Raw genomic sequence first — 18,172 nt, forward strand, 5'->3', positions numbered from 1 at the left:
GTGGCAGACCGATGACCGTTGACTCCTCACCCGACCGGCGCTTCGAGCGCGCCCTGGCCAGTCTGCGAGGGCTGTCCGTGGGAGACGCCCTCGGCTCCCAGTTCTTCGTACCCGCCCACTACCCCCTGCTGAAGCGGCGCGAACTGCCGCCCGGCCCCTGGCGGTGGACCGACGACACCGAGATGGCCTGCTCCGTCCTGGCCGTCCTCGTGCGGCACGGCCGGATCGACCAGGACGCCCTGGCCACGTCGTTCGCACAGCACCACGACTTCGACCGGGGCTACGGCCCGGCGGTCAACAGGATGCTCGGGCTCGTCCGGGAGGGCGGCGACTGGCGGGAGCTGGCCGCCGCGCTCTTCAAGGGACAGGGCTCCTGGGGCAACGGTGCCGCGATGCGGATCGCCCCGCTCGGGGCCTGGTACGCGGGTGATCCGGAACAGGCGACCCACCAGGCGGAGATCTCCGCCTACACGACGCACCAGCATCGCGAGGCCGTCGTGGGGACGATGGCCGTCGCCGCCGCGGCCGCCATCGCGGCCGACCCCGTCGGACCGCCCACGCCCGAAGCACTGCTCGACGGGGTCATCGCCCTGGTGCCGCGCAGCGCGGTCGGGGCGGGGCTGCGCAGGGCCCGCGACATGCTCGACTACGGCGACGCCGGCACGGTCGCCGCCGTGCTCGGCAGCGGCCGGCGGACGAGCGCGCACGACACGGTTCCCTTCGCCCTCTGGTCGGCGGCCCGCGGACTCGGTGACTTCGAGAGGACGTTCTGGACGACCGCGCAGGTCGGCGGCGACGTCGACACGACCTGTGCCATCGCCGGGGGCGTGGTGGCGGCCGCGGCGAACGGCGCGCCGCCGGCGGACTGGCTGCGCCGGACCGAGGAACTCCCGGCCTGGGTCCCGACCGCGGCGGTCTGACACCGCACCGCTTCCCCGGGTGCCGATGTACCCGGCTCCCGGTGGCCGTCGGACTTCCCGGCCACCGGGACCGGCGGTGCCGGGCCGGGCGTGGCGACGGCTCCCGGAGGCGCGACAGGGATTTCCCCGGCGTCCGGAGGGGAGCCGGGTATCGCGCGCGGCGCCGAGCGGCGTAACCTGTCTGGCGCCATGCCGTACGAACCCCCCACCCACACCGTCGAGCGATCGCTCCGTGCCACCGCCGGCGCCAGGATCGTCGCCGGAATCGACGAAGTCGGGCGCGGGGCGTGGGCCGGGCCCGTCACGGTGTGCGCGGCCGTCACCGGCCTGCGCCGACCCCCCGCCGGGCTCACCGATTCCAAGCTGATCACCCCCAAACGCCGTACCGCGCTGGCGGCGGAACTCGAACAGTGGGTCACGGCGTACGCGCTCGGTGACGCCTCCCCGCAGGAGATCGACGACCTCGGGATGACCGCGGCACTGCGCCTCGCGGCCGTCCGGGCCCTCGAAGCTCTCCCCGTGCGGCCCGACGCGGTGATCCTCGACGGCAAGCACGACTACCTCGGCAGCCCTTGGCAGGTCCGTACGGTGATCAAGGGCGACCGGTCCTGCGTCTCCGTGGCCGCCGCCTCCGTCCTCGCGAAGGTCCGCCGGGACGACCTCATGGCAGGGCTGGAAGCCGGGGAGTACGCGCCGTACGCCTTCGGGGCCAACGCGGGTTACCCGTCGCCGGTCCACAGGGCCGCCCTCGAAGAGCTGGGACCCACCCCGTACCACCGGCTCTCCTGGTCCTACCTGGACGCGCTGCCCCGGTGGCGCCACCTCAAGAAGGTCCGTCTCCCCGTCGGGACGGCCGCACTGGAAAGCGGGGGCCAACTCGGCTTCGACTTCTGAACTTCCGGACGCGGAGCCCTGCCGAAGGGCCGTGCACGCGCCCGGAGCGCACCTGTGTGCCCACCCGCCGGTGTCCCACGCACCGGCGTTTGATAGACAACCACCCATGCCTCTCATCCCCGAGGAGCCTCAGATTCACGAGAGCGCCCAGGGTCCCCGCGCCACCACGGCCGCCGGCCGCCCCGCGTCGACCCCCCGTCCCGTACCCGGCCCGCGCTCCGCGGCCACCCCGCGTCCCGGACGCCCCGTTCCCGGCCCCGTCAGGCCCGTGCCGCCGCCGCGCCCCGGCGCGGGGAAGGCTCCGGCCGACGGCCCGGAGAATCGTTCCGGTCAGCGGCCCTCCCCGCAGCTCCAGCTGATCCCGGCCCCGGTCGACGGCGCCCTCGACGCCGCCGAGGAGGCTCTGGACCTCCTGCTGGAGAACGGCCGGGCCCCCGGCGACGTCCTGCTGCTCACCACCGGCGGACAGCACCCCTGGACGGCACACGAGCTGTCCTTCGGCGAGGCCGCCTACTGGGCGCAGCAGGACACCGGCGACGACGTGTTCTTCGCCGACGCCTCCGCGGTGGAGCGGACCGCCCCCCGCCCCGTGGTGATCGTCGCCGTCAACGGCGGGGACGACGAGACGGCGGCCCGTGCCCTTCCGGCGGCGCTGGCTCGTGCGGACGCGCTGCTCGTCGTCTGTGGCGACCCGCAGCGCATCACGGCCCTCCTCGGAGCGGGCGCCGGCGTCTGACCGGTCCTCTGCCCGCCGGACCGGTAGGGTCCGGCGGGCAGAGGGAAGCCGCCCGTCCGCTCAGCGCGCGGCGGCCCGGCGCAACGGTTCGCTCGCGCCGCTCGCGGTCCTCGGCACGAGCCGGCCCAGCTCGACCGGCCCCTCGCCGATCGGCAGGGGGAGCGAGTCGGAGCTCGGGCGGCGGCCCCCACGGCCCTCCCCGAGCACCTGCCAGCCCGCCCGGGTCAGCGTGATGTACGCGCCGCAGCGGAGCCCGTGCAGGGTGCAGGCGTCACGGAGCCCCCACATCCAGGCTCCGTCCTCCTCCGTCCACCGCTCGTCGCCCTCGCGGCAGTACAGCAGTACCGCGGTCCGTACGGGTGAGCGTCTCCTGAGGTCGTGGGGGATGACGCGCCGCAGGTGGGCCAGGAGCGCGTTGCGGAACTCCCACCCGTCCGCCGGGGCGGGACGGTGGACGAACGAGGCGCTGGCGGCGAGCCGCTCCTCGTGGTCCAGGACCGCGAGGACCGCTGTCGAGGGCGTGGGGGCGTGACGCGAGTGGAGACCGCTGACGACCTCGCGCGGATTGCGCAGCAGAGGAATCCCCGCCGCGGTCCACTCGGCCGGTTCGAGCATCCGGGCGAGGCGGCTGGCGGACCCGGACGATGATCTGAGCGAGGTGGCTGTGGGCGGAGCGAATCCGAGGGTCACGGTCCTCCCTTCGGATACGCGCCCGCTGGGCGGGCAAGGTCGGGTGAGGGCGCACCACGGCACAGTCCTTCCGGACCGCTGACGGGCCGTGCGGGGCGGTGCCCCAATTCTTGCTGGCCCGTGCGTGAGCGGCAATGAGCAATTGAGGCCGCTGAGGGGAATGGGTTGGTATGCCACTCATATCCCTGCCCAGTCGCCCATTGTTCACTCCCCGTTCCCTTGTCGGTTTCCCTGCGGGCGGGGAGCGCCGACGCGAGCCTTCCCGCCGTCGCGCTCGGGCGCGCTGCGCGGCCGACGGGCCCGTGGCGCCGGGAGGCGTGCGGCCCGGGGACCGTCTGCGAGAGACGCGTCACTCCGGGTGAACTGGTCGATTGTCGGTGCCATCGGGTTGCATGGAGGCATGACCAACCTGGAACTCCGCGCCGAAGCCGATGCCGTCCTCGCCGAACTGGTCGGCGACCCCGGGGGCTCGGCACGGCTGCGGGAGGACCAGTGGCAGGCGGTGGCGGCTCTCGTGGAGGAACGCCGACGGGCGCTGGTGGTGCAGCGCACGGGATGGGGCAAGTCGGCGGTGTACTTCGTCGCCACCGCGCTGCTGCGTCGGCGCGGCTCGGGACCGACGGTGATCGTTTCGCCGCTGCTGGCGCTGATGCGCAACCAGGTCGAGGCGGCGGAGCGGGCCGGCATCCGGGCGCGCACGATCAACTCGGCCAACCCGGAGGAGTGGGACACGATCTACGGGGAGATCGAGAGCGGGGCGACCGATGTGCTCCTCGTGAGTCCGGAGCGACTCAATTCCGTGGACTTCCGCGAGCAGGTGCTGCCCAGGCTCGCGGCCACGACGGGCCTGCTGGTGGTCGACGAGGCGCACTGCATCTCCGACTGGGGCCACGACTTCCGCCCCGACTACCGCCGGCTGAGGGCCATGCTCGGCGAGCTGGCCCCCGGTGTGCCGGTGCTCGCCACCACGGCGACGGCGAACGCACGGGTGACGGCGGACGTGGCCGACCAGTTGGGCACCGGCGCGAGTGAGGCCCTGGTGCTGCGCGGTTCGCTGGAGCGGGACAGCCTCCGGCTCGGCGTGGTGCGGCTGCCGGACGCGGCGCACCGGCTGGCGTGGCTGGCCGAGCACCTGGACGAGCTGCCGGGCTCGGGGATCATCTACACGCTGACGGTGGCCGCGGCCGAGGAAGCCACGGCTTTCCTCCGGCAGCGGGGTTTCGCGGTGGACTCCTACACCGGACGGACGGAGAACGCCGACCGCCTCCAGGCCGAGACCGACCTCCAGCAGAACAAGGTCAAGGCGCTCGTGGCGACGTCGGCGCTGGGCATGGGCTTCGACAAGCCGGATCTCGGCTTCGTGATCCACCTCGGTTCGCCGTCCTCGCCGATCGCGTACTACCAGCAGGTGGGCCGTGCCGGCCGCGGAGTGGAGCACGCGGAGGTGCTCCTGCTGCCGGGGCAGGAGGACGAGGCGATCTGGCGCTACTTCGCCGACACCGCCTTCCCGCCCGAGGCCCAGGTCCGGCAGACCCTGGCGGCCCTCGCCGACGCGGGGCGCCCGCTGTCCGTGCCGAGCCTGGAGGCGGCGGTGGACCTGCGGCGCACCCGCCTGGAGACGATGCTCAAGGTTCTCGACGTGGACGGAGCGGTCAAGCGGGTGAAGGGCGGCTGGGAGAGCACCGGACGGCCCTGGACGTACGACACCGAACGGTACGCGTGGGTGGCGCGCCAGAGGGCGGCGGAGCAGCAGGCCATGCGCGACTACGTCGGTACCTCCCGGTGCCGCATGGAGTTCCTGCGGCGACAGCTCGACGACGAGGGCGCGGTCCCGTGCGGCCGGTGCGACAACTGCGCGGGCCCGTGGATCGACTCCTCGGTCTCGGCCGACGCGCTGACGGGGGCGACGAAGGAACTGGACCGCCCCGGTGTGGAGGTCGAGCCCCGCCGTATGTGGCCGACCGGCCTGCCCGCCCTGGGCATCGACCTCAAGGGACGCATCCCCGCCGGTGAACAGTGTTCCACCGGCCGTGCCCTGGGCCGGCTCTCGGACATCGGCTGGGGCAACCGGCTGCGCCCCCTCCTGGCCGACAACGCCCCCGACACCCCCGTTCCCGACGATGTCCTGAAGGCCGCGGTGGCCGTCCTCGCCGACTGGGCGCGCTCTCCGGGCGGCTGGGCACCGAACGTCCCGGACGCCATCGCGCGCCCCGTGGGGGTCGTGGCCGTACCGTCCCTCTCCCGCCCGCAGCTGGTCGGTTCCCTCGCCCGGGGGGTCGCGGCCGTCGGCCACCTTCCCCACCTCGGCGCCTTGGCGTACGCCGGGCCGGACGGCGCGCACTCGGCGAGCCGCAGCAACTCCGCCCAGCGCCTCCGGGCACTCTCCGGGGCCTTCACCGTCCCCGAGGACCTGGCCGCGGCCCTGGCGGGCTCCCCGGGACCCGTCCTGCTCGTGGACGACCGCACCGATTCCGGCTGGACCCTCGCCGTCGCCGCCCGTCTGCTCCGCCGGGCAGGCAGCGGGCCGGTGCTCCCGCTGGTTCTCGCCGCGGCGGGCTGAGCGGTTCTTCCACGACCGCGCAGCCGCATCCGTCCTGCCCGCCGGACCCGGAACGGGACGGACGGATGCGGCACCGACGGCCGCACGGAACACGAGCCCGTCTTCCGGAAGCCGCACGAGTCGTCTCCATGAAACCCGACGACGCGGCCACCACGCGGATGAGCCGCCGAACCTGTGGACAACCGGGCGAACCGACGGATGCCGCGTTCCGGGAGTTATCCACAGGGGTTTCGGATTTCGGGAGATCGCGAGACCGTCCTGACCATGAACGCGAATCACCACGAAACCAGCGGACCCACCCGCACCCAGCGGATCACCCTGCGAGGCCCGGCCGAACTGGCCGACGCCCTCCCGTTCATGCTGGGCTTTCACCCCACGGACTCCGTCGTCATGGTCGCTCTCCACGGCGAACACGGCCGTTTCGGCGGCCGGATCAGGCTCGGGATCCCGAACTCGCCCCGCGAATGGGCCTCCACCGCCGACCACCTCGCCGAGTGCCTCGTCGAAGGAGGGGCCCGAACCGGTGCCCGGCCCGACGGCATCGTCGTCTTCCTCTGTCAGGACCCGGAACCGGGTGAGACGGGCCGGAGGGTCATGGAGCGGCTGCGCCCCTTCGCCCAGCGACTGCGCACCGCCTGCGGGGCCCTCGACATTCCCGTCTACGAAGCCCTCTGCATCTCCGACGGCCTCTACTTCTCCTACTGCTGCCCCGACGCGCGCTGCTGCCCACCCGACGGCACTCCGCTCGCGCTGAGCGGCACGACGGTGATGGCGGCGACCGCCGCGTACGCCGGAATCCAGGTGCGGGGTTCCCTGAGGGACATGGAGGCCCGGCTGAAGCCGGCCGACGGGACCGGAGCGGAGGAGCAGCGGGCCGCGCTCGACGCCGCCGCCGCTTCGATCGTCCCCCGCATCGTCGAGGGTTCCGAGGAGCGGGGGAGGGAGGAGGTGCGCGAGGGGACACTGCGTCTCGCTCGCGAGATCCTCCGTCGATTCGCCGGCCAGGGGGCCCCGAAAGTTCCGGACGGTCCGCGGGAACAGAAGACCCCGGAAAGCCCGAAGGCCTCGGACGGCCCAAGGGATCCGGAGATCCCGAAGGCACCGGGAGGGCCGAGGAGTTCGACGAACCGGAGGAGCCCGGGGAGCACGGTGAAGCCGGGGAGGTGCGCCGCCGACGCTGCGGCGGGTGACGCCGCCGACGACGCCCTGGTCACGGCCGACGAGGCCGCCGCACTGATCCTGGGCCTCCAGGACCGCGTCACCCGGGACCGCGCCGCCGAATGGATGGAAGGCTGGGAGGGGACCGCCGCCCTGCGGCTCTGGCGCGTACTGGCCCGGCGTTGCGTCACCCCCTACCAGGAGCATGCCGCCGCGCCCCTCACCCTCGTGGGCTGGACGGCGTGGTCCACCGGCGACGAGCCGACGGCCCGGGTCGCTCTCGGACTCGCGCTCAATGCGGACCCCGAGTACGTCTTCGCCCGGTTGTTGCACCAGGCGTGCAACGAAGGTCTCGATCCCGAGTCGCTGCGTTCCTGCCTGAGGAGCGAGCGGGACGCCCGGACCGTCCCGGAACCGGCCGCGCCGGCGTCCTCCCGGCGGGTCAGGGTGCGTGCCACCCGTCGGCGGACCACCCGCCAGGGCCTGGTCGGGGCGGGACGGCAGGCCGGGACGGGGAACCGGAGGGCCGCTGCCGGGGTCCGACCCGCCGGGCCCGCCACCAGCAGGCCCGGGGGCGGGGTTCCGCGGCCCGGCGGACATCGTGGGACCAGGAGCGGCCGATGACGACCGTGATCGGTTCGGCCGCAAGCGCGTTCCGCTCTCCGGCACGGATGCGCGGACCGTGCCACCGGTGCTCCTCCGGCCTCCCGGTCCGCGCGGAGGGCGCTCCGTTTCCACCACGGCCCTCGGCCGCCCTGCCGGGCAGTCGACCGGACACGTCTACGGTGCTCGCCGCGCATCCCCGCACGGCACGACGGACGCAACTCCCTCCGGCGCACGGCATGTTCGATCGCGCCCTCCCACTCGTTCCCCACGTTCTGCACACCTCCGAGGGGGCGGGCCCCGGGGTGCCGCCCTCGGACGTGCGCGGGGCGGAGTCGGAAAGGAGCGGGGCATCTCGTGGAGCGCCGCCGCCCGTTCCCGCCGACTTCCTGCGGAAAACGCTCCGCGCGTGGACTTCGCGGGCTCCGGAACGACGGCGGTCGCGGATCCCGGTCCGAACCCGCGGTGGGTCTCCGCGGAACCGGACCGGACCTGTCAGGAGGTGGCGGGCGTTCCGGTCGTCGGGCCCCGCGGTCACGGAGAACCGCGCACCGTACGGACGGCCGGGCGTGGTCTCGGTATGGTCGGGACAGCAGCGGAGGCGTTCGATCGGGGGTGTGGCGGGATGCCGGGCACGGACATGAGGGAAGCTTCGCGGCACGTCGGGGAAGCCGTCGCCGAAGATTCCCCGGGACGTGCTTATCGTCAGGAAGACGACTATGATCCCGGCATGCCTCCCTACGACCCGTCGGCCTTTCCGCCCTTCGCCGTCACCGTCGATCTGGTCGTGCTCACCGTGCGGCGCCACGCACTCTGTGCGCTGGTCGTCAAACGGGGGGAGGCGCCGTTCAAGGGGAGCTGGGCACTGCCCGGAGGTTTCGTGCGGGCGGAGGAGGACCTCGGTGCCGCGGCGGCGCGCGAACTGGTCGAGGAGACCGGCCTTCGCGCCCACGACCCGGCCGCACCGACTCCTGTGCCGAGCAACGGCGCGCACCTGGAGCAGCTGGCGACGTACGGGGCGCCCGACCGCGATCCCCGGATGCGCGTGGTCAGCGTCGCCCACCTCGCCCTGGCTCCCGATCTCCCCGCCCCCCGGGCGGGCGGCGACGCCAACAGCGCCCGCTGGGCCCCGGTCGAGGAGCTGCTCGGAGGGGGCGGGGCCGCCGGCGTCGAGGACGAAGGGGCGCTCGCCTTCGACCACTCCAGAATCCTCGCCGACGGGGTGGAGCGTGCCCGATCCAAGATCGAGTACTCCTCCCTGGCCACTGCCTTCTGTCCGCCGGAGTTCACGGTCGGCGAGCTGCGGCGCGTTTACGAGGCGGTATGGGGGGTGACCCTGGATCCGCGCAACTTCCATCGCAAGGTGACCGGCACGCCCGGCTTCCTGGTTCCGGCCGGTGGCACCACGACCCGTCAGGGAGGGCGCCCCGCCCAGCTCTTCCGTGCGGGTGGGGCGACCCTTCTCAATCCGCCCATGCTGCGCCCCGAGGTCTGAGGAGGGCGGAAATCCGGCGCCCCTGATGCCCGCCATGCGCCTCAAGTCCGAAATGTAGCGTTATCTTGCTGCGGTAGCGCCGCCCTGCCGCGGAGCGGTGTCACCTACCGCGAGAGAAGCGATGCTCCAGGCAATCGGACTCACCAGCACTTCCCGCCCCGGTCGTCCGCCCTCCGTGGACGATCTGACCTTCGACGCCCGGCCGGGTGCCGTGACCGCCCTTCTCGGCCCCCGGGGCTCCGGCAAGACCACCGCCCTCCGTCTCATGCTCGACATCGAACCGGGGCGAGGGATCACCTACTTCCGCGGTCGGCCGCTGCACCGCATCGCCCGCCCCCCTCGCGAGGTCGGCGTGCTCCTCGGTGACGTCCCCGCGCATCCCGCCCGTACGGTCCGGGGGCAGCTCCGGATGCTCTGCGCCGCCACGGGAGTCCCCGCCTCGCGCGCGGAGGAACTGGTGCGGGAGGTCGGCCTCGCCGGCCTGGAGCGACGGCGGATCGGCACCCTGCCGATCGGGGCGGATCGCCGTCTCGGCCTCGCCACGGCGTTGTTGGGCGGGCCCCACACGCTGCTGCTCGACGAACCGGGCGCCGGCCTCTCCGCATCCGAGAGCAGGTGGCTGCACGCGTTCCTGCGTGCCCACGCCTCCACGGGGGGCACGGTGCTCTACACCACGCGGGACCCCAAGGACGCGGCTCGCAACGCCGACCGGGTGGTCGCCGTCGACCGCGGCCGGCTCGTCGCAGACCAGGACGCGGCCGAGTTCGCCCGCACCCGGCTGCGTCCGCGGGTCGCCGTCCGCACCCCGCACGCCGCGCGTCTGGCCGCGGCCGTGACCCGGGAGGCGAGAGCCGCCCGCCGCCCGGTCGAGGCGGTCGCCGAGGACGGCAACCGCCTCCTCGTCTACGGCAGTGACTGCGCCTCCGTCGGTGACACCGCCTTCCGCCACGGCGTGCCGGTCCACCGCCTCACCGAGGAGGTCGGTGACACCGGTGCGACGGGTGCGGCCGGAGGTGCCGACGTCCGTGGCGACGGCGGCGTCGGACGGCGCGCCGAACAGGACGGTGCTCCCGGGAGGACCGCGTCCGGGAGGTCCGCGTCCGGGGGGTCCGCGTCCGGGGGGTCCGCGTCCGGGAGGGACGGCGCGGCGGCGTCGCGGTACACCGGACGGCCTCGCGCCACCGCGACCGGTGACGCCCCGCCCGGGAGGCCGGATGCTGCCCGAAAGCCGGTCCGCGCGCCCTCGCGTCCGCTCCGGTACGAGGTCCACCGCCTTCTGGGCGTGCCGTCCACGCCCCTCGTGACGGGCGCCGTCCTGCTCGTCTCCGTGGCGTTCGCCCTCCTCCTCGGTCGCGGTGGCCGGACCGCGCTGCCCGCCGTCCTCGCCGGCTGGCCCGCGCTCTCCCCGCTGCCGCCCGCGGCGCTGGGGGCCGGATTGCTCGGCGCCCTCTCCTTCGCGGAGGAGTACCGCCATCCCGCGCTCACCGCCGGCCGTGGGGCCGTGGCCCGCGAACCCGCCCTGCTGCTGGCCAAACTCGCCGTGGCGGCGGCTGTCGCCCTCGTGCTCGGAGTGCTTGTCGTCATGGCGGACCTGGGGGCGCTGCGGCTCGTCCACGGAGCCGATTTGATCCCCGTTCCGGAGAACGCTCCCACGCTGTGGGCGAGTTGGCTGGGGCTGATCGTCGGCTGCGCCTGGGCGGGAGTGCTCGGGGCCGGCGTCTTCCGGGCCGCTGCGGCCGGGATGGCCGCGGTCCTCGCCGTACCGGTCGCCTTCTTCCCGCTGATGCAGAAGGTGTTGACGGGGCCGTCGGTGCGGTCGGCCGCCGGCCTTCCGGAGCGGCTGCGCGCGTTTGTGGGGCCGCACTGGTCGCCGGTCGTGGACCAGTGGCTGACGGCGGCGCTGCGGGTGGCCGGGCAACCCGCAGGAGTGGCGCTTTCGTTGACGTTGACGGGGTTGCTCTGCGCTTATGTGCTCACCGGACTGCGCCGCAGGGCTCGTTGGTGATCGTGTGCAGCCCGAAAGGTTCCGCTTGATCGACAACTCTTTTGCGTTATGCACTATATGACCGATTAATCGTCAATTGTGTAAGGGGTGTTGATCACCCTTTCGTGTGCTTTTCAGCAAAGACCTCAAGGGCTGTCGAAGCAGCGCCGACAAAAGATGCGTGAGTACCCTTGCGCACACCATGATGACCGCCGCCCGCTCCGTCGACCCCGGCCTCGGCGCCCCGGGCGATCTCGACCGCTATCCCTACCCGGAGGCGCCCGCCGCCGGTCGTGTGGGTCCCTCCTCGTGGGAGGGGGTGGAGACCGACCTGGGTCGCGTCGGACGCAGGAGCACCGGCAGCCGGGGCCGGGGACTGCACGGACAGCTCGTCCAGCAGCTCGGCCAGATGATCGTCTCCGGTGACCTCGGCGCCGACCGTCCGCTCGTCCCCGAGGAGATCGGCCAGCGGTTCGAGGTCTCGCGCACCGTGGTGCGCGAGTCGCTCCGTGTGCTCGAGGCCAAGGGGCTCGTCAGCGCCCGCCCCAACGTCGGTACCCGGGTCAGGCCCGTCAGCGACTGGAACCTCCTCGACCCCGACATCATCGAATGGCGCGCCTTCGGCCCGCAGCGCGACGATCAGCGCCGTGAGCTGAACGAGATGCGCTGGACCATCGAACCCCTGGCCGCCCGCCTCGCCGCCGGACACGGTCGCGAGGACGTGCAGCAGCGCCTCGCCGACATGGTCGAGATCATGGGGCACGCCTTCACCCAGGGGGACGGCACGACCTTCTCCCGGGCCGACACGGAATTCCACTCCCTCCTCATCCAGCTCGCCGGGAACCGCATGCTGGAGCACCTCTCCGGCATCGTCGCCGCCGCGCTCCAGGTCTCCGGCGGTCCCGCCACCGGTTGCGACCGGCCGAGCGAGGCGTGCCTCGCGCACCACGGCCGGATCGTGGACGCGCTCGCCGCCGGAGACGCCCAGGGGGCCGAGGCGGCCATGCGGCAGCTGCTCGTGGTCCACCCCGAGGGGGAGCGTGTCGTTCCCGCTCCCCGCGAACACTGATCCGCGAGCCGCGGCCGGGCGCCGAGGCGTACGTACCGGGTCCCGGGAGTTCGGCGGAGCCCTCCCGTGGGGATTCGGGGTTGCGGCGGTACGAATGTGCACTGATCCACCGGTCTGGGCTGTTCGTCGCAAACAGGGTGTGACTCGGGCCACGAAGATTGGGCGTAACACTCCTCCGGGCCGTGCGATGACCTAAGAGGTGACAGCCGAGGAAGGAATACAGCAGCCGCCCCAGGCGCTGTGCAGTTCCCCGGTCCAGCCCGCGCCGTCGGCACACTCCCCGTCGACGGTCGTCGGCTCCAGCCCGATCCAGGGCGGGGCCGGAAGCCGTTTCCATCGTTCCGAGAGGTTGTTCGTGTCGGCCAGCACATCCCGTACGCTCCCGCCGGAGATCGCCGAGTCCGAGTCTGTGATGGCGCTCATCGAGCGGGGAAAGGCTGATGGGCAGATCGCCGGCGATGACGTGCGTCGGGCCTTCGAGGCTGACCAGATTCCGCCAACCCAGTGGAAGAATGTTCTGCGCAGCCTCAATCAGATCCTCGAGGAAGAGGGTGTGACGCTGATGGTCAGTGCAGCGGAGTCGCCCAAGCGCGCCCGCAAGAGCGTCGCAGCGAAGAGCCCGGCCAAGCGCACCGCCACCAAGACCGTCACCGCCAGGACGACCGTGACGAAGTCCACCGTCTCGGCCCCCTCGGCCGAAGGTGCCGACTCGGCCGACGAAGCGGGCTCGCCCGCTAAGAAGGCGGCCGCCAAGAAGACCGTCGCCAAGAAGGCGGTCGCGAAGAAGACCGTCGCCAAGAAGACGGCGGCCAAGAAGACCGCGTCCAAGAAGGACTCCGACGAGCTCGTCGAGGGCGAGGAGCTGATCGAGGACGTCGCGCCCGGCAAGGGTGAGGAAGAGGAGACCGAGGGCGAGGCCAAGGGCTTCGTCCTGTCCGACGAGGACGAGGACGACGCTCCCGCGCAGCAGGTCGCCGTCGCCGGTGCCACCGCCGACCCGGTCAAGGACTACCTCAAGCAGATCGGCAAGGTCCCGCTGCTCAACGCCGAGCAGGAGGTCGAACTCGCCAAGCGCATCGAGGCCGGCCTGTTCGCCGAGGACAAGCTCGCGAACTCGGACAAGCTCGCCCCGAAGCTCAAGCGCGAGCTGGAGATCATCGCCGAGGACGGCCGCCGGGCCAAGAACCACCTCCTGGAGGCCAACCTCCGTCTGGTGGTCTCCCTCGCCAAGCGCTACACCGGCCGGGGCATGCTCTTCCTGGACCTGATCCAGGAGGGCAACCTGGGTCTGATCCGCGCCGTCGAGAAGTTCGACTACACCAAGGGCTACAAGTTCTCCACGTACGCCACCTGGTGGATCCGTCAGGCGATCACCCGCGCCATGGCCGACCAGGCCCGCACCATCCGCATCCCGGTGCACATGGTCGAGGTCATCAACAAGCTCGCGCGCGTCCAGCGGCAGATGCTCCAGGACCTGGGCCGTGAGCCCACCCCGGAGGAGCTGGCCAAGGAACTCGACATGACCCCCGAGAAGGTCATCGAGGTCCAGAAGTACGGCCGTGAGCCCATCTCCCTCCACACCCCGCTGGGTGAGGACGGCGACAGCGAGTTCGGCGACCTCATCGAGGACTCCGAGGCGGTCGTCCCGGCCGACGCGGTGAGCTTCACGCTCCTCCAGGAGCAGCTGCACTCCGTCCTCGACACGCTCTCCGAGCGCGAGGCGGGTGTCGTCTCGATGCGCTTCGGCCTCACCGACGGCCAGCCGAAGACGCTGGACGAGATCGGCAAGGTCTACGGCGTGACGCGGGAGCGGATCCGCCAGATCGAGTCGAAGACGATGTCGAAGCTCCGCCACCCCTCGCGTTCGCAGGTGCTGCGCGACTACCTCGACTGAGTCGTACGCGACGCGGAACGTCACGCCGAAGGACCCGGCTCCCCGAAAGAGGGAGCCGGGTCCTTCGGCGTGCGGGGGTGCGCCGGGGCCGCCGGTGCTGGACTCTGGGTGAACAGATGTCACCGGAGAGTCAGGAGGCTCCATGCGTGGTTCCCTCACCCGAGCGCTGACGGGTGTTCTCGCCCTGATCACCGCGGCGGCGGGACAACTCACTGTCGCCGCCCTCGCGACCGCCGACGGTGTCGTGGTGGGCGGCAGCCGGGTCCGGATCGCGGACGCGCCGTGGGTCGTGGCGCTGTCCAGCCGTGACCGGTTCGGAGGTGCGCGCGCGGGACAATTCTGCGGCGGCGTGGTCGTCGCGCCGACCAAGGTGCTCACCGCGGCCCACTGTCTGGGCAGGGAGGTCCTCGGAGGCGAGCCGGGGGAGGTGTCCGACTTCGCGGTCGTCGCGGGCCGTACCGCGCTGCGTGGCCGGGGCGGTCAGGAGGTGCGGGTCTCCGGCACCTGGATCAACCCCGCCTACGATCCGGCGGCCAACACGGGAGACCTGGCGGTGCTGACGTTGGCGAGGGCGCTGCCGGAGTCGTACGTGATCGGCGTCGCCCACGGCGGGGACAGTGCGTACGCGCCCGGGACGGCCGCACGCGTCTACGGCTGGGGGGACACGACCGGAAACGGTTCCTACGCCTCCACGCTGCGTACGGCGAGCGTCCAGGTGCTGCCGGACACGGCGTGCGAGCGGGCGTATCCGGGCGGTTCCGGCGTGCGGTACCAGAAGGACACGATGATGTGCGCGGGGGACCCGCGGGGCGGCAAGGACGCGTGCCAGGGGGACAGCGGGGGTCCCCTGGTGGCCCGGGGGCTCCTCGTGGGGCTGGTGTCCTGGGGCAGCGGGTGCGGGCGGGCGGAGAGCCCCGGTGTCTACACGCGCGTCTCCGCCGTGCTGCCCGAACACTTCTGAGCTGGGGTCCGCGGAAGGCGCCGGGAGTGCCGCGCCGGACTCCGCCGCGGTCGACCGGGGCGGAGGAACGAGAACGGGCGGCCACCCTCCTCGGAGAGAGGGGTGACCGCCCGCCGTCCGGTCAGTGACCGGCCCTGGGCTCGTCGTGGATGCGGGGCGTCAGTGTTCGTCGCCCACCGTGCGGGCCGGCGCATCGGTCAGCCGGTCCGTCTCATCCTGTATCTCAACGGCGATCTTCTTGAGTTCCGGCTCGAACTTACGTCCGTGGTGGGCGCAGAAGAGCAAGTCACCTCCGCTGGTCAGAACGACACGCAGGTAGGCCTGGGCGCCGCAGCGGTCGCAGCGGTCAGCGGCCGTCAGGGGGCTCGCGGGGGTCAGAACAGTAGTCACGTCGCCTCTTCTCTAGCTCGACGAGCTGTCGTACCAGGGTCAACATCCAACCAGGCCGAAAACGTTCCCGCTCGTGGCTTTTCCTTGAAACTTCTTCCAAGGTGGCTGTCTGTTGCCGGTTGCGGCGAATGAGCCGTATTGCGTCGCACTACGGTTTTCGCGTTGCTTGTCTCGGTCGGCCCTCCCGGCGTGGTTGCCGGTTGTTCATGAGGACGTGCCCGGAGCCTAAATGGTTCATGCCTGGAAGGGAACGTGATGTTCGCGTCAGCCCGTCGAGGGATCGAACATCTATGCGACTCTGGACTAGCATGAGGAAACGGGGAGGGTGGCGTGGCAACGGCTCTACCAGGCATCGGTACGCTCTGAACCGGTGAACCGACGCCGGGCCTTACCCATCGGGCCAGATTTCAAATTCAGCGAGGAGCGAACCGCGTGACCGCCGAAACGTCCGTGCCGTCCAGTGCGCTGCTGACCGCAGACCGTGACGGTTCCAACTACACCGCGCGGCACCTGCTCGTACTCGAAGGGCTCGAAGCGGTCCGCAAGCGCCCCGGCATGTACATCGGGTCCACCGACAGCCGCGGCCTGATGCACTGCATCTGGGAGATCATCGACAACTCGGTCGACGAGGCCCTCGGCGGCTACTGCGACCACATCGAGGTCGTCCTCCACGAGGACGGCTCCGTCGAGGTCCGGGACAACGGCAGGGGCATCCCGGTCGACGTCGAGCCGAAGACCGGTCTCTCGGGCGTCGAGGTCGTCATGACCAAGCTGCACGCCGGCGGCAAGTTCGGCGGCGGGTCGTACGCGGCCTCCGGCGGTCTGCACGGCGTCGGCGCCTCCGTGGTCAACGCCCTGTCGGCCCGTCTCGACGTCGAGGTCGACCGGAACGGCGCGACCCACTCGATCAGCTTCCGCCGCGGCGTCCCCGGAGTCTTCACGGAGCAGGGGCCCGACAGCCCCTTCGACCCGGCCAACGGGCTCCACAAGGGCAAGCGGATCCCCAAGACCCGCACCGGCACCCGCGTCCGCTACTGGGCGGACCGGCAGATCTTCCTCAAGGACGCCAAGCTCTCCCTGGAGACGCTCCACCAGCGCGCCCGGCAGACCGCCTTCCTCGTGCCCGGCCTCACCATCGTCGTCCGCGACGAGCGGGACCTGGCCGGTATCGGCAAGAGCGAGGAGACCTTCCGCTTCGACGGAGGGATCAGCGAGTTCTGCGAGTACCTCGCGCAGGACAAGGCCGTCTGCGACATCCAGCGCCTCACCGGACAGGGCACCTTCAAGGAGACCGTCCCGGTCCTCGACGAGCGCGGTCACATGACCCCCACCGAGGTCACCCGGGAGCTCGCGGTCGACGTCGCCCTGCGATGGGGCACCGGTTACGACACGACGGTCAAGTCCTTCGTCAACATCATCGCCACCCCCAAGGGAGGCACCCACGTCTCCGGCTTCGAGCAGGCCGTCACGAAGACCGTGAACGAGGTGCTGCGCTCGGCCAAGATGCTGCGGGTCGCCGAGGACGACGTCGTCAAAGACGATGCCCTGGAAGGGCTCACGGCCGTCGTGACCGTGCGTCTCGCGGAGCCGCAGTTCGAGGGGCAGACCAAGGAGGTGCTCGGCACCTCCGCGGCCCGCCGGATCGTGGCGAACGTGGTGGCCAAGGAGCTCAAGGCGTTCCTCACCTCCACCAGGCGGGACGCCAAGGCGCAGGCCCGCGCCGTCCTGGAGAAGGCCGTCGCGGCGGCCCGGACCCGGATCGCGGCCCGGCAGCACAAGGAGGCGCAGCGCAGGAAGACCGCGCTGGAGTCCTCCTCCCTGCCGGCCAAGCTCGCCGACTGCCGCAGCGACGACGTGGAGCGCAGCGAGCTCTTCATCGTCGAGGGGGACTCCGCGCTCGGTACGGCCAAGCTCGCCCGCAACAGCGAGTTCCAGGCCCTGCTGCCGATCCGCGGCAAGATCCTCAACGTGCAGAAGTCGTCGGTCTCGGACATGCTCAAGAACGCCGAGTGCGGTGCGATCATCCAGGTCATAGGAGCGGGTTCGGGCCGCACCTTCGACATCGACGCGGCCCGCTACGGCAAGGTCATCATGATGACCGACGCCGACGTCGACGGCTCCCACATCCGCACCCTGCTGCTGACCCTCTTCCAGCGCTACATGCGGCCCATGGTCGAGGCGGGACGGGTCTTCGCGGCCGTACCCCCGCTGCACCGCATCGAGCTCGTCCAGCCGAAGCGGGGCCAGGACAAGTACGTCTACACGTACTCGGACAACGAGCTGCGGCAGACCCTGCTGGAGTTCCAGCGCAAGGGGGTCCGCTACAAGGACTCCATCCAGCGCTACAAGGGCCTGGGCGAGATGGACGCGGACCAGCTCGCGGAGACCACCATGGACCCGCGCCACCGCACCCTGCGCCGGATCAACATCGGTGACCTGGAGGCGTCCGAGCAGGTCTTCGACCTGCTCATGGGCAACGACGTGGCACCCCGCAAGGAGTTCATCACCAGTTCGGCGGCCACTCTCGACCGTTCGCGCATCGACGCCTGAGGCGCTCCGCCCGTGGGTGGAGGCACATGCTCCCCCACGGGTCGATCGCGCGGGGCCTGACTCTCCGTGGCGTTGTGGTGGCGGAGGAGTGGTGACGGGTGCGGAACGCGGACGCCCCGGATCTCTTCGCCGGGACCGGAGTACGCGACCGCGCGCAGGCCGTGCGGTACGCATATCAGCACGGGCTTGTCAGGGTGCCCGGAGGAAAACTCACCTGATGGGGTGAAGTTGGAAGGGAGAAGAGTCCGGGAACTTCCCGCTCTGTCCA

General features: G+C 71.8%; 14 protein-coding genes and 1 pseudogene. 12 read left to right on the forward strand and 3 right to left on the reverse strand.

Features of this window, described 5'->3' with window-relative positions:
• The first annotated feature begins 11 nt into the window (after positions 1-11).
• The 3 genes from ACZ6AQ_RS06310 (at position 12) to ACZ6AQ_RS06320 (ending at position 2,550) form a co-directional block, all read left to right on the forward strand.
• A complete protein-coding gene (locus tag ACZ6AQ_RS06310; RefSeq protein ID WP_468757918.1) occupies positions 12-920 on the forward strand; it encodes an ADP-ribosylglycohydrolase family protein in 909 nt (302 codons plus the stop codon).
• A gap of 189 nt (positions 921-1,109) precedes the next feature.
• Positions 1,110-1,814: a ribonuclease HII gene (locus tag ACZ6AQ_RS06315; RefSeq protein WP_468757919.1), complete on the forward strand. Its 705-nt coding sequence runs from the start codon at positions 1,110-1,112 to the stop codon at positions 1,812-1,814.
• 106 nt (positions 1,815-1,920) lie between these two features.
• Entirely contained in the window at positions 1,921-2,550 is a 630-nt protein-coding gene (locus tag ACZ6AQ_RS06320; RefSeq protein WP_468757920.1) for a hypothetical protein, read from the forward strand.
• A gap of 60 nt (positions 2,551-2,610) precedes the next feature.
• Here ACZ6AQ_RS06320 and ACZ6AQ_RS06325 read toward each other — a convergent pair whose 3' ends face one another.
• Positions 2,611-3,240, reverse strand: coding sequence for a hypothetical protein (locus ACZ6AQ_RS06325; protein ID WP_468757922.1), 630 nt, complete (start codon positions 3,238-3,240; stop codon positions 2,611-2,613).
• Positions 3,241-3,640: 400 nt separating this feature from the next.
• On the opposite strand from ACZ6AQ_RS06325, the gene ACZ6AQ_RS06330 reads away from it, so the two are divergent.
• The 5 genes from ACZ6AQ_RS06330 to ACZ6AQ_RS06350 all read left to right on the forward strand — a co-directional run bounded on the left by ACZ6AQ_RS06330 (position 3,641) and on the right by ACZ6AQ_RS06350 (position 12,109).
• A complete protein-coding gene (locus tag ACZ6AQ_RS06330) occupies positions 3,641-5,800 on the forward strand; it encodes a RecQ family ATP-dependent DNA helicase (RefSeq protein WP_468757923.1) in 2,160 nt (719 codons plus the stop codon).
• A 264-nt stretch (positions 5,801-6,064) separates the two neighbouring features.
• Complete coding sequence (locus ACZ6AQ_RS06335; RefSeq protein ID WP_468757924.1) at positions 6,065-7,582, forward strand: DUF4192 domain-containing protein; 1,518 nt, start codon at positions 6,065-6,067, stop codon at positions 7,580-7,582.
• A 709-nt stretch (positions 7,583-8,291) separates the two neighbouring features.
• Entirely contained in the window at positions 8,292-9,056 is a 765-nt protein-coding gene (locus tag ACZ6AQ_RS06340; RefSeq protein WP_468757926.1) for an NUDIX hydrolase, read from the forward strand.
• Positions 9,057-9,177: 121 nt separating this feature from the next.
• Positions 9,178-11,061, forward strand: coding sequence for an ATP-binding cassette domain-containing protein (locus tag ACZ6AQ_RS06345; protein WP_468757928.1), 1,884 nt, complete (start codon positions 9,178-9,180; stop codon positions 11,059-11,061).
• Positions 11,062-11,221: 160 nt separating this feature from the next.
• Complete coding sequence (locus tag ACZ6AQ_RS06350) at positions 11,222-12,109, forward strand: FadR/GntR family transcriptional regulator (RefSeq protein ID WP_388694235.1); 888 nt, start codon at positions 11,222-11,224, stop codon at positions 12,107-12,109.
• A gap of 192 nt (positions 12,110-12,301) precedes the next feature.
• On the opposite strand, the gene ACZ6AQ_RS06355 is transcribed toward ACZ6AQ_RS06350, so the two are convergent.
• Complete coding sequence (locus ACZ6AQ_RS06355) at positions 12,302-12,532, reverse strand: hypothetical protein (protein WP_468758584.1); 231 nt, start codon at positions 12,530-12,532, stop codon at positions 12,302-12,304.
• Here ACZ6AQ_RS06355 and ACZ6AQ_RS06360 point away from each other — a divergent pair.
• Complete coding sequence (locus ACZ6AQ_RS06360; RefSeq protein WP_468757930.1) at positions 12,465-14,003, forward strand: RNA polymerase sigma factor; 1,539 nt, start codon at positions 12,465-12,467, stop codon at positions 14,001-14,003. The two genes, ACZ6AQ_RS06355 and ACZ6AQ_RS06360, sit on opposite strands and share 68 nt — an antisense overlap.
• A gap of 142 nt (positions 14,004-14,145) precedes the next feature.
• Positions 14,146-14,964: a S1 family serine peptidase gene (locus ACZ6AQ_RS06365; protein WP_468757931.1), complete on the forward strand. Its 819-nt coding sequence runs from the start codon at positions 14,146-14,148 to the stop codon at positions 14,962-14,964.
• Between the two features lie 159 nt (positions 14,965-15,123).
• On the opposite strand, the gene ACZ6AQ_RS06370 is transcribed toward ACZ6AQ_RS06365, so the two are convergent.
• A complete protein-coding gene (locus ACZ6AQ_RS06370; protein WP_384863293.1) occupies positions 15,124-15,354 on the reverse strand; it encodes a DUF7455 domain-containing protein in 231 nt (76 codons plus the stop codon).
• A 432-nt stretch (positions 15,355-15,786) separates the two neighbouring features.
• Here ACZ6AQ_RS06370 and ACZ6AQ_RS06375 point away from each other — a divergent pair, with 432 nt between their 5' ends.
• Both ACZ6AQ_RS06375 and ACZ6AQ_RS06380 read left to right on the forward strand, forming a co-directional pair.
• Positions 15,787-17,904 (forward strand): DNA gyrase/topoisomerase IV subunit B, encoded by a 2,118-nt coding sequence (locus ACZ6AQ_RS06375; protein ID WP_468757932.1) that lies wholly within the window; start codon positions 15,787-15,789, stop codon positions 17,902-17,904.
• 119 nt (positions 17,905-18,023) lie between these two features.
• Positions 18,024-18,122, forward strand: a pseudogene (locus ACZ6AQ_RS06380) (DNA-binding response regulator); the annotation flags it as partial.
• Positions 18,123-18,172 lie beyond the last annotated feature (50 nt).

The organism is Streptomyces sp. NPDC041191 (assembly GCF_055591945.1).

Excerpts from the sequence above, each read along its gene's own strand:
- ACZ6AQ_RS06310 (WP_468757918.1), top strand. The coding sequence starts at position 12 with ATGACCGTTGACTCCTCACCCGACCGGCGCTTCGAGCGCGCCCTGGCC.
- ACZ6AQ_RS06315 (WP_468757919.1), top strand. The coding sequence starts at position 1,110 with ATGCCGTACGAACCCCCCACCCACACCGTCGAGCGATCGCTCCGTGCC.
- ACZ6AQ_RS06320 (WP_468757920.1), top strand. The coding sequence starts at position 1,921 with ATGCCTCTCATCCCCGAGGAGCCTCAGATTCACGAGAGCGCCCAGGGT.
- ACZ6AQ_RS06330 (WP_468757923.1), top strand. The coding sequence starts at position 3,641 with ATGACCAACCTGGAACTCCGCGCCGAAGCCGATGCCGTCCTCGCCGAA.
- ACZ6AQ_RS06335 (WP_468757924.1), top strand. The coding sequence starts at position 6,065 with ATGAACGCGAATCACCACGAAACCAGCGGACCCACCCGCACCCAGCGG.
- ACZ6AQ_RS06340 (WP_468757926.1), top strand. The coding sequence starts at position 8,292 with ATGCCTCCCTACGACCCGTCGGCCTTTCCGCCCTTCGCCGTCACCGTC.
- ACZ6AQ_RS06345 (WP_468757928.1), top strand. The coding sequence starts at position 9,178 with ATGCTCCAGGCAATCGGACTCACCAGCACTTCCCGCCCCGGTCGTCCG.
- ACZ6AQ_RS06355 (WP_468758584.1), bottom strand. The coding sequence starts at position 12,532 with ATGAGCGCCATCACAGACTCGGACTCGGCGATCTCCGGCGGGAGCGTA.
- ACZ6AQ_RS06365 (WP_468757931.1), top strand. The coding sequence starts at position 14,146 with ATGCGTGGTTCCCTCACCCGAGCGCTGACGGGTGTTCTCGCCCTGATC.